The following is a 13,424-nucleotide window of genomic DNA, read 5'->3' on the forward strand; positions in this document are numbered from 1 at the left end:
AGAGTATGGGACAGAAAACAAATCCAATCGGGAATCGCCTTGGTATCATTAGAGGATGGGAATCCAACTGGTACGGAGGAAATGACTACGGTGATAAATTAGCCGAAGACGATAAGATTAGAAAGTACATCCATGCTCGCCTCTCTAAAGCGAGTGTATCCAGGGTAATAATAGAGCGTACCCTTAAGCTTGTGACCGTTACTATCACTACTGCCAGACCTGGTATTATTATCGGTAAAGGTGGTCAAGAGGTAGACAAGCTTAAAGAAGAGCTTAAGAAGATCACGGACAAAGAAGTTCAGATTAACATCTTTGAAATCAAAAGACCAGAGCTAGATGCACATTTAGTAGCAGCTAGTGTTGCAAGACAAATTGAGAATAGAATTTCTTATCGTCGTGCAATTAAAATGGCTATTGCGGCTGCAATGAGAATGAATGCTGAAGGAATTAAAATTGAAATTTCAGGTCGTTTAAACGGAGCTGAGATGGCACGTTCTGAAGCATATAAAGATGGAAGAATTCCTTTGTCTACTTTTAGGGCCGATATTGATTATGCTTTAGTTGAAGCACATACTACTTATGGTAGATTAGGTGTGAAAGTATGGATCATGAAAGGTGAAGTTTACGGAAAAAGAGATTTATCTCCGCTAGTAGGTCTAGCTAAGAAACAAGGAGGTAAAAATTCCGGACGAGGTGGTAATAAATCACGTCGTAGAAAGTAATTTTAAAGTAAAGAAAAATGTTACAACCTAAAAGAACGAAATATCGTAAGCAACAGAAGGGGCGTATGAAAGGTGTGGCTCAAAGAGGTCACCGTCTTTCAAATGGAACATTTGGAATCAAGTCTCTTGATTCAAGTTTCATTACAGCTCGTCAAATCGAAGCTGCGCGTATTGCTGCTACCCGTTATATGAAGAGAGAAGGTTCTATCTGGATTAAAATATTTCCAGATAAGCCTATCACTAAGAAGCCTCTTGAGGTTCGTATGGGTAAAGGTAAAGGTGCAGTAGAATATTGGGCTGCTGTTGTAAAACCTGGAAGAATTATGTTTGAAATTGGTGGTGTGCCTATGGCAACTGCTAAAGAGGCACTACGTCTTGCAGCACAAAAACTTCCGGTAAGAACTAAATTTATCGTAGCTAGAGATTATCAAGAATAATTTTTTGAATTATGAAACAATCAGAAGTAAAAGAATTGTCTGTTGCAGAATTGCAGGAAGAGCTTGATAAATCTCGTAAGGCATATGCAGATTTAAAAATGGCTCATGCTGTTTCGCCATTAGAGAACCCAATACAGTTAAGAGCTGTAAGGAGAAGTATAGCGAGATTAGCTACCGAGTTAACTAAAAGAGAACAACAATAAGTGTTATTCTGCTGAAAGATGGAAAAAAGAAATTTAAGAAAAGAGCGAATAGGTGTAGTTACCAGTAATAAAATGCAGAAATCTATAGTGGTTTCTGAGGTTAAAAAAGTAAAACACCCTATGTACGGAAAGTTCGTATTGAAAACTAAGAAGTACGTAGCTCACGACGAAAAAAACGACTGCAACGAAGGAGATACTGTAAGGATCATGGAAACTAGACCTATGAGTAAATCTAAGTGTTGGAGATTAGTAGAAATAATTGAAAGAGCGAAGTAATTATGGTACAACAAGAGTCTAGACTAAAAGTAGCAGATAATACTGGGGCTAAAGAAGTTTTAGCTATTAGAGTATTAGGAGGTACAAAGAAAAGATACGCTTCTGTTGGAGACAAGATTGTTGTCAGCGTTAAAGAAGCTACACCTAATGGAAACATTAAAAAAGGTGCGGTTTCTACAGCAGTTGTTGTTCGTACCAAGAAAGAAGTGCGCAGACCAGACGGATCTTATATTAGATTCGATGATAATGCGTGTGTGCTTCTAAACCCAGCTGGAGAGATGCGTGGAACACGTGTTTTTGGTCCTGTAGCAAGAGAACTTCGTGATAAGCAATTCATGAAAATTGTATCATTGGCACCTGAAGTGCTTTAATACATTAAAAAAATGACAAAGCTTAAAATAAAATCAGGAGATACAGTTCTAGTTATTGCTGGTGATCATAAAGGTCAGCAAGGTAAAGTTCAAAAAGTATTTCCAGACAAGAATAAAGCTATTGTGGAAGGAATCAATACGATTTCTAAACATGAGAAGCCTAGTGCTTCTAATCCACAAGGCGGAATTACTAAGAAAGAAGCTCCAATAAATATTTCTAATCTTTCTTTAACTACCAAAGATGGTAAGGCTACCAGAGTAGGTTTTAAAGAAGAGGATGGGAAAAAGGTGAGATTTTCTAAAAAATCAAATGAAGTATTATAGTTATGGCATACGTACCAAGACTTAGAAAAGAGTATGATGATAAAATTAAATCATCTCTTATAGAAGAATATAGTTACAGCAATGTAATGGAAGTGCCTAAGCTTAAGAAAATCGTTATAAGCCGAGGAGTTGGAGGCGCTGTTGCAGATAAGAAATTAATTGATCATGCAGTAGATGAATTAACAGCTATTACTGGTCAAAAGGCAGTTGCAACTATTTCAAAGAAAGATGTTGCTACATTTAAACTTCGTAAAGGAATGCCAATTGGTGCAAAAGTTACTTTACGTGGTTACAGAATGTACGAATTTTTAGATAGATTAATTACCTCTGCACTTCCACGTGTACGTGATTTTAATGGGATTAAAGCTAACGGTTTTGATGGTAGAGGGAATTATAACTTAGGAATTACTGAGCAGATAATTTTCCCTGAGATTGATATCGATGCGGTAAACAGAATCGCAGGTATGGATATTACTTTCGTTACTACTGCTGATACTGATAAAGAAGCGAAATCTTTATTAACTGAACTAGGTTTACCCTTTAAAAAGAATTAAGACATGGCTAAAGAATCAATGAAAGCCCGTGAGGTGAAGAGACAGAAATTGGTAGAAAAATATGCTGAAAAAAGAAAGGCTTTAAAAGAAGCTGGTGATTATGAAGCATTGCAAAAATTACCAAAAAACTCTTCTCCGGTACGTTTGCATAATCGTTGTAAGCTAACTGGTAGACCAAAGGGATATATGAGACAATTTGGTGTTTCTCGTGTAATGTTTAGAGAAATGGCTAATAATGGTCTTATTCCTGGAGTTAAGAAGGCTAGTTGGTAAATTATAAATTGATTATAGGTTCCAAATTAAATAGGAAAACCATAATCGCAAATTAATATAAATGAATACAGATCCAATTGCAGATTTTTTAACGCGTATTAGAAATGCGGTAGCAGCAAACCATAGAGTTGTTGAAATTCCGGCTTCTAACGTTAAAAAAGAAATTACTAAGATTTTATTCGATCAGGGATATATCTTAAGTTACAAGTTTGAAGATACTACTGCGCAAGGTACTATCAAGATTGCTCTTAAGTATGATAAGGATACTAAAGACTCTGTAATAAAAGATATCCAGAGAATAAGTAAACCTGGTTTACGTAAATATGCCGGTGCTGGAGAATTACCACGTATATTAAATGGTTTAGGTATTGCTATTATCAGTACTTCTCACGGAGTAATGACAGATAAGCAGGCCAGAGCAGAGAATGTTGGTGGTGAAGTATTGTGTTACGTTTACTAATTCTTAAAATAAGAAGAAATGTCAAGAATAGGTAAAAGCCCAATTACAATTCCAGAAGGTGTTAATGTAGACTTTAAAGATGGTTTTGTAACGGTAAAAGGAAAATTAGGAGAACTTAAGCAAGAAATTAGCGATATAGATGTTAATGTAGAGGATAATGTAATATCTTTTGAGCGTTCTTCTGATAAAAGTGATCAAAAAGCTAAGCATGGTTTATACCGTGCACTAGTGAATAATATGATTGAAGGTGTAACTAATGGATTTACTAAAGAATTAGAGTTAGTAGGTGTAGGTTATAGAGCTTCTAATCAGGGACAAAAATTAGATTTGGCTGTTGGGTACTCCCATAATATTGTTATAGATTTAGCTCCAGAGGTTAAAGTTGAAACAATATCAGAAAAAGGAAAGAACCCAGTTGTTAAACTTACTTCTCATGACAAACAACTTTTAGGACAAGTTGCTGCAAAGATTCGTTCTTTCAGAGTACCTGAACCTTACAAAGGAAAAGGTATTAAATTTAAAGGAGAAATAATTAGAAGAAAAGCAGGTAAATCAGCTTAATAAAGTTTAGTTATGGCATTTTCAAAAGAAAAAAGAAGATTAAAGATAAGAAAGCGTATTCGCAAGAATATTAGCGGAACTGAAAGCCGTCCAAGATTGTCTGTATATAGAAGTAATAAAGAAATTTATGCTCAGATTATAGACGATGTAGCTGGAAAAACTTTAGCTGCAGCTTCTTCTAGAGATAAGGAAGTGAAAGATGCTTCAGGTACTAAAAGTGATATTGCTGAGTTGGTAGGTAAAAATTTGGCAGATAGAGCAAAAAAGGCCGGAGTTGAAACTGTTTCTTTCGATAGAGGAGGTTACTTGTATCACGGTAGAGTTAAATCATTAGCAGAAGGTGCTCGTGAAGGAGGACTAAAATTCTAAGAAGATATGTATCAAGATTATAAAAACGTAGAACATGTAAAACCAGGAGGTCTTGAACTTAAAGATCGTTTGGTAGGAGTGCAACGTGTTACTAAAGTTACTAAAGGTGGTAGAGCATTTGGTTTCTCTGCAATTGTAGTAGTTGGTGACGAAAATGGTGTTGTTGGACATGGTTTAGGTAAATCTAAAGAGGTTGCCGATGCTATTTCAAAAGCCGTTGAAGATGCAAAAAAGAATTTGGTACGTATTCCTTTACATAAAGGTACTTTACCACACGAGCAAAAAGGTAAATATGGTGGAGCGAGAGTTTTACTTTTACCTGCTGCAACTGGTACAGGGATTATTGCCGGTGGTGCGATCCGTGCGGTACTAGAGTCTGTAGGAGTACATGATGTACTTTCTAAGAACCAAGGTTCTTCTAACCCTCATAACGTTGTTAAAGCTACTTTTGATGCACTATTACAGTTAAGAAGTGCAGATACAGTAGCGAAACAAAGAGGAATCACGTTGGAAAAACTTTTCAAAGGATAAAATCAGGGATAAGATGGCAAAGATAAAGGTAACTAAAGTAAAAAGTGCGATTAATAGATCTCAGAACCAAAAGAGAGTTCTAGAAGCACTAGGTCTTAGAAAAATAGGACATACTGTAGAGCACCAGGATACACCAAACATCCTTGGTATGATAAATAAAGTTAAACACTTAGTTTCTGTAGAGGAAACAAAATAATAGGTTTACATGGATTTAAGTAACTTAAAACCTGCAAAAGGTTCAGTTAAAAGTAACAATAAACGTGTTGGCCGTGGAGAAGGATCCGGTAAAGGTGGGACCGCTACTCGTGGTCACAAAGGGGCTAAATCACGTTCTGGTTACTCTAAGAAAATAGGTTTTGAAGGAGGGCAGATGCCCCTTCAACGCCGTGTACCAAAATTTGGTTTTAACAACAGAAACCGTAAAGAATACCAAGGTATTAACTTAGATACTTTACAAACATTAGTTGATAATGGTAAAGTAAAGGATACGGTAGACCTAAGTGTACTTGTGGAAAACGGTTTAGCTGGAAAGAATGAGCTAGTTAAAATTTTAGGTAGAGGTGAATTAAAGGCCAAATTAAAAGTATCTGTTCATAAATTTACGGCCTCAGCCAAAGAAGCTATTGAAGCTGCAGGAGGTGAAGTTGTTACTTTATAATAGATAGCCAAATGAAATTCATCAATACTATAAAAAATATTTGGAAAATCGAGGAACTAAAAAACCGTATTTTAGTTTCCCTCGGTTTACTTTTAGTTTATCGTTTTGGAACTCAGGTTGTACTTCCTGGGATAGATGCTAGTCAGTTAGCAAACTTAGCTAATCAGACAGATAGTGGTTTATTAGGTTTGCTTAACTCATTTACCGGAGGTGCTTTTTCTAATGCCTCTATTTTTGCGTTAGGTATTATGCCTTATATCTCGGCTTCTATTGTTGTTCAGCTTATGGGGATTGCAATTCCTTATTTGCAAAAGCTTCAAAAAGAAGGTGAAAGTGGGCGTAAGAAGATAAATCAGATTACCAGATGGTTAACCATAGCAATTACCTTAGTTCAGGGTCCAGGTTATATTTATAATCTGTTTAATACCTTGCCACAAAGTGCTTTTCTTTTAGGAGATAGCTTATCCTTTATTATATCTTCTGTTATCATCCTTACAACAGGAACGATCTTTGCTATGTGGCTTGGAGAGAAGATTACAGATAAGGGTATAGGTAATGGTATTTCTCTATTAATTATGGTAGGTATTATTGCTAATCTACCTAAGGCATTCCTTCAGGAATTTGCTTCTAGGTTTGATGGTAGTGGTGGACTTATTATGGTATTGATCGAGTTGGCAATTTGGTTTGCAATTATTCTGGCTGCTGTAATGTTGGTAATGGCGGTTCGCCAAATACCGGTGCAGTATGCAAGAAGATCTGCTACTGGAGGCTATGAGAAAAATGTATTTGGATCAAGACAATATATTCCTCTTAAGCTTAATGCTTCAGGAGTAATGCCAATTATATTTGCTCAGGCTATTATGTTTATTCCAGTGGCTTTAGCTGGTCTTTCAGATTCTGATGCGGCACAAGGTGTGACTGCTGCATTTAGTAATATTTTTGGTTTCTGGTATAATTTAGTATTCGCCTTATTAATTATAGTATTTACTTATTTCTATACTGCGATTACGGTGCCAACCAATAAAATGGCAGATGATCTTAAACGTAGTGGAGGTTTTATTCCTGGTATTCGTCCAGGAACTGAAACTGCTGAGTATTTAGATCGTATCATGTCTCAAATTACACTTCCTGGATCTGTTTTCTTAGCTTTAATTGCAGTGTTCCCTGCATTTGTTTATTCTATACTTGGAGTTCAGCAAGGATGGGCACTGTTTTTTGGAGGTACCTCTCTATTAATTTTAGTTGGAGTTGCAATCGATACTATGCAACAGGTAAATTCTTACTTGTTGAATAGACACTATGACGGATTAATGAAAACAGGTAAAAACAGAAAAGCAGTAGCTTAATTATGGCAAAGCAACCAGCAATTGAACAAGATGGAACGATTATCGAAGCATTATCTAATGCAATGTTTCGTGTAGAGTTAGAAAATGGTCACGTGGTGACCGCTCATATCTCGGGTAAGATGCGTATGCATTATATAAAATTGTTGCCTGGAGATAAGGTGAAATTGGAAATGAGCCCTTACGATTTAAGCAAGGCGCGCATAACTTACAGATACTAAGAAGTAAATTAAGCTATTAATAATTTTTTCATTACTTTTGCACACTGAAAAAATTATTAGGCAAAAAAGCCTTATGTGAATTTTATTTTTGCATCTGGCGTTATAAAAAATTAGAAAGATGAAAGTTAGAGCATCAATAAAGAAAAGAAGTGCCGACTGCAAGATAGTTCGCAGAAAAGGGCGCCTTTACGTGATTAACAAAAAGAATCCTAGATTTAAACAAAGACAAGGCTAATTATGGCAAGAATTGCAGGGGTAGATATACCTAAACAAAAGCGAGGAGTTATAGCATTGACCTATATCTTCGGAATTGGCAAAAGCAGGGCTCAGGAAATACTTGCTGAAGCTAAAGTTGATGAGAGTAAAAAAGTTTCAGATTGGAACGATGATGAAATTGGTCGTATCCGTGAAGCTGTAGGTAACTACACAATCGAAGGAGAATTACGTACTGAAGTTCAAATGAGTATCAAACGTCTAATGGATATTGGATGTTACAGAGGTATTCGTCATAGATCTGGGTTACCTTTAAGAGGTCAGAGAACTAAAAACAACTCTAGAACTAGAAAAGGAAGAAGAAAAACTGTTGCTAATAAGAAAAAGGCAACTAAATAATAAGTAATATGGCAAAGTCAACAAAAACTGCTCAAAAGAAACGTAAAGTAAACGTTGAGTCTATTGGAGAAGCTCATGTTACTGCTTCTTTTAACAATATTATCATTTCTTTGACTAACAAAAAAGGAGATGTTATCTCTTGGTCGTCTGCCGGTAAAATGGGCTTTAGAGGATCTAAGAAAAATACTCCTTATGCTGCGCAGTTAGCATCTGAAGATGCTTCTAAAGTAGCGCACGAAGCTGGTCTTCGTAAGGTTAAAGTTTATGTAAAGGGACCTGGTAATGGTAGAGAATCTGCTATCAGATCTATCCACAATAGTGGTATCGAAGTAACCGAAATCGTTGATGTTACTCCACTACCTCATAATGGATGTCGTCCTCCTAAAAGACGTAGAGTATAATTAATTATATAATTAAGAGAGGAAATTACGATTATCGAAGGACGTATGCCTTAATTCATAATCCCTCTCTATAAATCTATTTTAAATGGCAAGATATACTGGTCCTAAGACTAAGATAGCTCGTAAATTTGGCGAGGCTATATTCGGAGATGATAAATCTTTCGAAAAAAGAAATTATCCTCCGGGACAACACGGTAATAACCGTCGTAGAGGTAAAAAATCTGAATATGCTATCCAGTTAATGGAGAAGCAAAAAGCGAAATATACCTATGGTATTTTAGAGCGTCAGTTTAGAAATATGTTCGAAAAAGCTACAAGATCTCAGGGGATTACCGGTGAGGTTTTACTTCAGCTTTGTGAATCAAGATTAGATAATGTTGTTTTTAGATTAGGTGTTGCTCCATCAAGAAGAGCCGCTAGACAGCTTGTTTCTCACAGACATATTACTGTAAATGGAGAATTAGTAAATATTCCTTCTTACCAATTGAAAGCTGGTGATGTTGTTGGAGTAAGAGAGAAATCTAAATCTCTACAAGTAATTCAGGATGCATTAGCTAACAATAGCAATGTTTACGAATGGATTACTTGGAATAATGAAACAAAACAAGGAACTTTTGTTTCTGTACCTGGAAGAGTTCAGATTCCAGAAAACATAAATGAACAATTCATCGTCGAATTATATTCGAAATAATAATTCACAGAAGTCGTAATATGGCAATACTAAATTTTCAGAAGCCCGATAAAGTTATAATGATTGACTCTACAGATTTCGAAGGGAAATTTGAATTTCGTCCTTTGGAGCCTGGATATGGGTTAACCGTTGGTAACGCTTTAAGAAGAGTGCTGTTATCATCTTTAGAGGGATTCGCGATCACTTCGGTTCGTATCGAAGGTGTGGATCACGAATTCTCAACAATTCCTGGAGTTGTAGAAGATGTAACAGAAATAATATTGAATCTTAAACAAGTTAGATTCAAAAGGCAAATTGATGAAATAGATAACGAAGCCGTTACAATTTCTGTTTCTGGTGAAGAAGAATTAACCGCTGGTCATTTCCAGAAATTTATTTCTGGTTTTCAGGTCTTAAATCCTGAGTTGGTGATATGTCATCTTGATAGTAAAGTTAATATCAACATGGAAATTACTATTGAAAAGGGTAGAGGTTATGTTCCGGCAGAAGAAAATAAAAAGGCCAATGCTCCTTTAGGAACTATTTTTACCGATTCTATTTACACTCCTATTAAGAATGTAAAATATAGTATCGAAAATTATCGTGTAGAACAAAAAACTGATTACGAAAAACTTGTTTTCGAAATTATTAGTGACGGTTCTATTCATCCTAAAGATGCATTAACTGAAGCTGCCAAAACTTTAATTCACCATTTCATGTTGTTCTCTGATGAGCGTATTACGCTAGAGGCTGATGAAATAGCTCAAACTGAAACTTATGATGAAGAATCTCTTCACATGAGACAGCTACTAAAAACTAAATTAGTAGATATGGACCTTTCAGTAAGAGCACTAAATTGTTTAAAAGCGGCTGAAGTTGATACCTTAGGGGATCTTGTTTCTTATAATAAAAATGATCTTATGAAGTTCCGTAACTTCGGTAAGAAATCATTAACGGAGCTTGAAGAGCTTGTAAGTAACAAAGGATTGAACTTTGGTATGGATCTTTCAAAATATAAATTGGATAAGGACTAATTCACGTTAGTGAATTACTCTAAAAAGAATAGTAATGAGACACGGAAAGAAAATAAATCATTTAGGTAGAAAGACCGCTCATCGTAAGTCGATGTTGGCAAATATGGGGTCTTCACTAATTGAGCATAAGCGTATTAATACTACTGTGGCTAAAGCAAAAGCTTTAAAAGTTTTTATAGAGCCATTAGTAACTAAGTCTAAAGAAGATACTACTCATAATAGAAGAATCGTTTTCAGTAAACTACGTGATAAGTATGCTGTAAGTGAATTGTTTCGTGAAGTAGCTCCTAAAGTAGGAGATCGTCCAGGTGGATATACCCGTATTATCAAATTAGGTAACCGTTTAGGGGATAACGCTGATATGGCGATGATCGAATTAGTAGATTTTAACGAAACTTATAACGTTAATAAGTCTGCTAAGAAGAAATCAACTCGTAGAGCTGGTAAGAAAAGCACTGCTGAAACTACCGAAGCTCCAAAAGCTGAAGAAACAAAGCAAGAAGAAAAAGACGATAAAAAAGAAGAATAAATGATTCTTTACTATCAATAATTTTTAAAAGGATAAACTCACCGGGTTTGTCCTTTTTTTATATCTAATAAGTATACATTTTTTAATATTCCTTAAATTTAGGTCGTATTATTTTTTTAGTATGAAATATCAAACAAGAAAAAAAGCTATCATTCTATTAGCAGACGGAACTATTTTTCATGGCAAATTGGTGGGAACCAAAGAAGGTAGTGCTGTTGGCGAGGTATGTTTTAATACCGGGATGACCGGTTATCAAGAAATTTTTACAGATCCATCTTATTTCGGCCAGTTGATGGTAACCACCAACGCTCATATTGGTAATTATGGTACAAGTGAAGATGAAAATGAGTCTGATGGAGCCAAAATCGCGGGTTTAATTTGTAAAAATTTTAGCTACGACCAATCCAGACCGGCAGCAGATCAAACTTTAGAAGAGTTCTTAGAGGATAGTAATTTATTTGCTATTTCAGATGTCGATACACGGGCTTTAGTGACCTATATTCGTGAAAATGGAGCAATGAATGCGATTATTTCTACAGATGTAGATAATATCGAATCTTTAAAGACTCAGCTAGCCGAAGTCCCAGACATGAATGGTCTGGAACTAGCTTCTAAAGTTTCCACTAAAGAAGCTTATTATTTTGGTGATGAAAATGCGACTTATAAGGTTGCTGCATTAGATGTAGGCATTAAAAGAAACATTTTAAGAAACCTTGCACAACGTGATGTTTACGTAAAAGTATTTCCTTATAATGCGACTTATGCTGAAATGAGTGAGTGGAATCCAGACGGCTATTTTTTATCTAATGGACCGGGCGATCCGCAACCTTTAAATGGCGCCATTCAATTAGCGAAAGACATTATAGCGAAAGATCATCCATTATTTGGTATTTGCCTGGGGCACCAAATTATTGCTTTGGCCAATGGAATTCCTACCTATAAAATGCACCACGGTCACAGGGGGATTAATCACCCGGTTAAAAATTTAAAGACTGGTAAAGGAGAGATTACCTCGCAGAATCACGGTTTTGCTGTAGATAAAACAGCTACAGAATCCCATCCAGATGTAGAGATTACCCATATTTGTTTAAATGATGGTACTGTAGGTGGATTACAAATGACCAACAAGAATTGTTTTTCAGTGCAATACCACCCTGAAGCCAGTCCAGGTCCGCACGATGCAAGTTATCTGTTCGATGAATTTATAGATCGTATCAAACAGGCAAAAGCCTAATTTATATTTAAAGCCGGAAAAATTCCGGCTTTTTTATTTTAGGATCGTCCAATGATAAATATTCAAAGTTTATTTCCTCTCTTTTTGCACTTAAAAATCTGTTGATTTAAAATACTGTTTGGGTGTATTCTTTGGGAAATTGATGCCAAATTTTATGACGTTAATAGATTGCTATTATAAGATTAAGAATGATGTTTTTTCGAAAACGTTTTAGGTAAAATACTTGTTATATTATAAATTATTCCTCGTTTTTTTATTGCTGTATTCGTATCTTGCAGACTAATCAATTAATTAAATTATAATACAGACTATGAGTGCTATAGTAAATATTCATGCGCGTCAAATTTTTGACTCTAGAGGTAACCCAACAGTTGAAGTAGATGTAATCACAGAGAACGGAATATTAGGAAGGGCAGCTGTTCCTTCTGGAGCTTCTACAGGCGAGCATGAGGCTGTAGAACTTCGCGATGGTGGAAATGACTTTATGGGTAAAGGCGTTCTTACTGCCGTTGAAAATGTAAATACTAAGATTGCAGAGCAACTTTTAGGCTATTCAGTTTTTGAACAAAATCTAATTGACCAGACAATGATCGAATTAGATGGGACTTCAAACAAATCTAAATTAGGGGCCAATGCAATTCTAGGTGTTTCCCTTGCTGTTGCTAAAGCAGCTGCAAATGAACTTGGTCTTCCGTTATATCGTTATGTTGGTGGTGTAAGTGCAAACACGCTTCCTGTTCCAATGATGAACATTATTAATGGTGGATCTCACAGTGATGCTCCTATCGCTTTTCAGGAATTCATGATTATGCCGGTAAAAGCTGAAAGCTTTTCAGAAGCAATAAAAATGGGAACGGAAATTTTCCACAATCTTAAAAAAGTATTACACGATAGAGGCTTAAGTACTGCTGTTGGTGACGAAGGTGGATTTGCTCCAACTTTAGACGGAACTGAGGATGCCTTAGAGACCATATTGAAAGCTATCGAAAAAGCAGGTTACAAAGGCGGTGATGAAGTAATGATCGCTTTAGATTGTGCTTCAGCTGAATTTTACGAAGACGGTAAATACAACTATGCTAAATTCGAAGGTGATAAAGGTGTAGTACGTACTAGCGAAGAACAAGCTGAATATCTTGCCGAATTAGCTTCTAAATATCCAATCATTTCTATCGAAGATGGTATGGATGAAAACGACTGGGATGGATGGAAAGCGCTTACCGATAAGATTGGCGATAAAGTTCAGTTAGTAGGTGATGACCTTTATGTAACTAATGTAGAGCGTTTATCTCGAGGAATCGAAGAAGGAATTGCCAATTCTATTCTTATTAAAGTAAACCAGATTGGTACGTTAACCGAAACAATTGCAGCGGTGAATATGGCACATAACGCCGGTTATACTTCTGTAATGTCCCACCGTTCTGGAGAAACAGAAGATAATACCATTGCCGATTTAGCAGTAGCTTTAAATACAGGACAAATAAAAACCGGTTCTGCTTCAAGAAGTGATCGTATGGCAAAATACAATCAGTTAATTAGAATTGAAGAAGAATTAGGAAGTGTTGCTTATTTTCCAAAAGATAAAGCTTTTAAAGTGAAATAAGAATTTCCTTACATAATTTTAGATTATAGAGCCTTTCATTA

The 13,424-nt window shown here is 35.8% G+C and carries 24 protein-coding genes; all 24 read left to right on the plus strand.

What is annotated here, in order from left to right:
* Positions 1–5 precede the first annotated feature (5 nt).
* The 24 genes from rpsC (at position 6) to eno (ending at position 13,383) form a co-directional block, all read left to right on the plus strand.
* Positions 6–722, plus strand: a complete 717-nt coding sequence (gene rpsC / locus L1967_RS08565) for a 30S ribosomal protein S3 (protein WP_249601254.1) — start codon at positions 6–8, stop codon at positions 720–722.
* A 17-nt stretch (positions 723–739) separates the two neighbouring features.
* Positions 740–1,159 (plus strand): 50S ribosomal protein L16, encoded by a 420-nt coding sequence (rplP, locus tag L1967_RS08570; RefSeq protein ID WP_249601255.1) that lies wholly within the window; start codon positions 740–742, stop codon positions 1,157–1,159.
* A gap of 11 nt (positions 1,160–1,170) precedes the next feature.
* Entirely contained in the window at positions 1,171–1,362 is a 192-nt protein-coding gene (gene rpmC / locus L1967_RS08575; RefSeq protein WP_249601256.1) for a 50S ribosomal protein L29, read from the plus strand.
* A gap of 18 nt (positions 1,363–1,380) precedes the next feature.
* Positions 1,381–1,638, plus strand: coding sequence for a 30S ribosomal protein S17 (gene rpsQ, locus L1967_RS08580; RefSeq protein WP_013073256.1), 258 nt, complete (start codon positions 1,381–1,383; stop codon positions 1,636–1,638).
* Between the two features lie 2 nt (positions 1,639–1,640).
* On the plus strand, positions 1,641–2,009 hold the full coding sequence (gene rplN, locus L1967_RS08585; protein WP_013073255.1) for a 50S ribosomal protein L14: 369 nt from the start codon (positions 1,641–1,643) through the stop codon (positions 2,007–2,009).
* 12 nt (positions 2,010–2,021) lie between these two features.
* Positions 2,022–2,333 carry a 50S ribosomal protein L24 gene (rplX, locus tag L1967_RS08590; RefSeq protein ID WP_249601257.1) on the plus strand — a complete coding sequence of 104 codons (312 nt, stop codon included), beginning with the start codon at positions 2,022–2,024 and terminating at the stop codon, positions 2,331–2,333.
* A 2-nt stretch (positions 2,334–2,335) separates the two neighbouring features.
* Entirely contained in the window at positions 2,336–2,887 is a 552-nt protein-coding gene (rplE, locus tag L1967_RS08595; protein WP_249601258.1) for a 50S ribosomal protein L5, read from the plus strand.
* Between the two features lie 3 nt (positions 2,888–2,890).
* On the plus strand, positions 2,891–3,160 hold the full coding sequence (gene rpsN / locus L1967_RS08600; protein ID WP_249601259.1) for a 30S ribosomal protein S14: 270 nt from the start codon (positions 2,891–2,893) through the stop codon (positions 3,158–3,160).
* A 61-nt stretch (positions 3,161–3,221) separates the two neighbouring features.
* Entirely contained in the window at positions 3,222–3,620 is a 399-nt protein-coding gene (gene rpsH, locus L1967_RS08605) for a 30S ribosomal protein S8 (protein WP_249601260.1), read from the plus strand.
* Between the two features lie 18 nt (positions 3,621–3,638).
* Positions 3,639–4,181 (plus strand): 50S ribosomal protein L6, encoded by a 543-nt coding sequence (gene rplF, locus L1967_RS08610; protein WP_249601261.1) that lies wholly within the window; start codon positions 3,639–3,641, stop codon positions 4,179–4,181.
* 12 nt (positions 4,182–4,193) lie between these two features.
* Entirely contained in the window at positions 4,194–4,550 is a 357-nt protein-coding gene (gene rplR / locus L1967_RS08615) for a 50S ribosomal protein L18 (protein WP_249601262.1), read from the plus strand.
* 6 nt (positions 4,551–4,556) lie between these two features.
* Entirely contained in the window at positions 4,557–5,081 is a 525-nt protein-coding gene (gene rpsE, locus L1967_RS08620) for a 30S ribosomal protein S5 (protein ID WP_249601263.1), read from the plus strand.
* 13 nt (positions 5,082–5,094) lie between these two features.
* A complete protein-coding gene (gene rpmD, locus L1967_RS08625; protein WP_249601264.1) occupies positions 5,095–5,277 on the plus strand; it encodes a 50S ribosomal protein L30 in 183 nt (60 codons plus the stop codon).
* Positions 5,278–5,286: 9 nt separating this feature from the next.
* Positions 5,287–5,739 (plus strand): 50S ribosomal protein L15, encoded by a 453-nt coding sequence (rplO, locus tag L1967_RS08630; RefSeq protein WP_092543148.1) that lies wholly within the window; start codon positions 5,287–5,289, stop codon positions 5,737–5,739.
* Positions 5,740–5,750: 11 nt separating this feature from the next.
* Positions 5,751–7,085, plus strand: a complete 1,335-nt coding sequence (gene secY, locus L1967_RS08635) for a preprotein translocase subunit SecY (protein ID WP_249601265.1) — start codon at positions 5,751–5,753, stop codon at positions 7,083–7,085.
* Positions 7,086–7,087: 2 nt separating this feature from the next.
* Positions 7,088–7,303 (plus strand): translation initiation factor IF-1, encoded by a 216-nt coding sequence (infA, locus tag L1967_RS08640; protein WP_013073244.1) that lies wholly within the window; start codon positions 7,088–7,090, stop codon positions 7,301–7,303.
* A 118-nt stretch (positions 7,304–7,421) separates the two neighbouring features.
* Entirely contained in the window at positions 7,422–7,538 is a 117-nt protein-coding gene (gene ykgO, locus L1967_RS08645; RefSeq protein WP_010519235.1) for a type B 50S ribosomal protein L36, read from the plus strand.
* Between the two features lie 2 nt (positions 7,539–7,540).
* A complete protein-coding gene (rpsM, locus tag L1967_RS08650; protein WP_013073243.1) occupies positions 7,541–7,915 on the plus strand; it encodes a 30S ribosomal protein S13 in 375 nt (124 codons plus the stop codon).
* 8 nt (positions 7,916–7,923) lie between these two features.
* A complete protein-coding gene (gene rpsK, locus L1967_RS08655; protein WP_013073242.1) occupies positions 7,924–8,316 on the plus strand; it encodes a 30S ribosomal protein S11 in 393 nt (130 codons plus the stop codon).
* Positions 8,317–8,401: 85 nt separating this feature from the next.
* Entirely contained in the window at positions 8,402–9,007 is a 606-nt protein-coding gene (rpsD, locus tag L1967_RS08660) for a 30S ribosomal protein S4 (protein ID WP_249601266.1), read from the plus strand.
* Between the two features lie 20 nt (positions 9,008–9,027).
* Positions 9,028–10,020, plus strand: a complete 993-nt coding sequence (locus L1967_RS08665) for a DNA-directed RNA polymerase subunit alpha (protein ID WP_013073240.1) — start codon at positions 9,028–9,030, stop codon at positions 10,018–10,020.
* 34 nt (positions 10,021–10,054) lie between these two features.
* Positions 10,055–10,549 (plus strand): 50S ribosomal protein L17, encoded by a 495-nt coding sequence (rplQ, locus tag L1967_RS08670; protein ID WP_249601267.1) that lies wholly within the window; start codon positions 10,055–10,057, stop codon positions 10,547–10,549.
* A 121-nt stretch (positions 10,550–10,670) separates the two neighbouring features.
* Positions 10,671–11,783, plus strand: a complete 1,113-nt coding sequence (gene carA / locus L1967_RS08675; RefSeq protein WP_249601268.1) for a glutamine-hydrolyzing carbamoyl-phosphate synthase small subunit — start codon at positions 10,671–10,673, stop codon at positions 11,781–11,783.
* A 310-nt stretch (positions 11,784–12,093) separates the two neighbouring features.
* Entirely contained in the window at positions 12,094–13,383 is a 1,290-nt protein-coding gene (eno, locus tag L1967_RS08680) for a phosphopyruvate hydratase (RefSeq protein WP_249601269.1), read from the plus strand.
* Positions 13,384–13,424: the final 41 nt, after the last annotated feature.

It is taken from the genome of Zunongwangia pacifica, from assembly GCF_023499215.1.
Lineage (GTDB): Bacteria > Bacteroidota > Bacteroidia > Flavobacteriales > Flavobacteriaceae > Zunongwangia > Zunongwangia pacifica.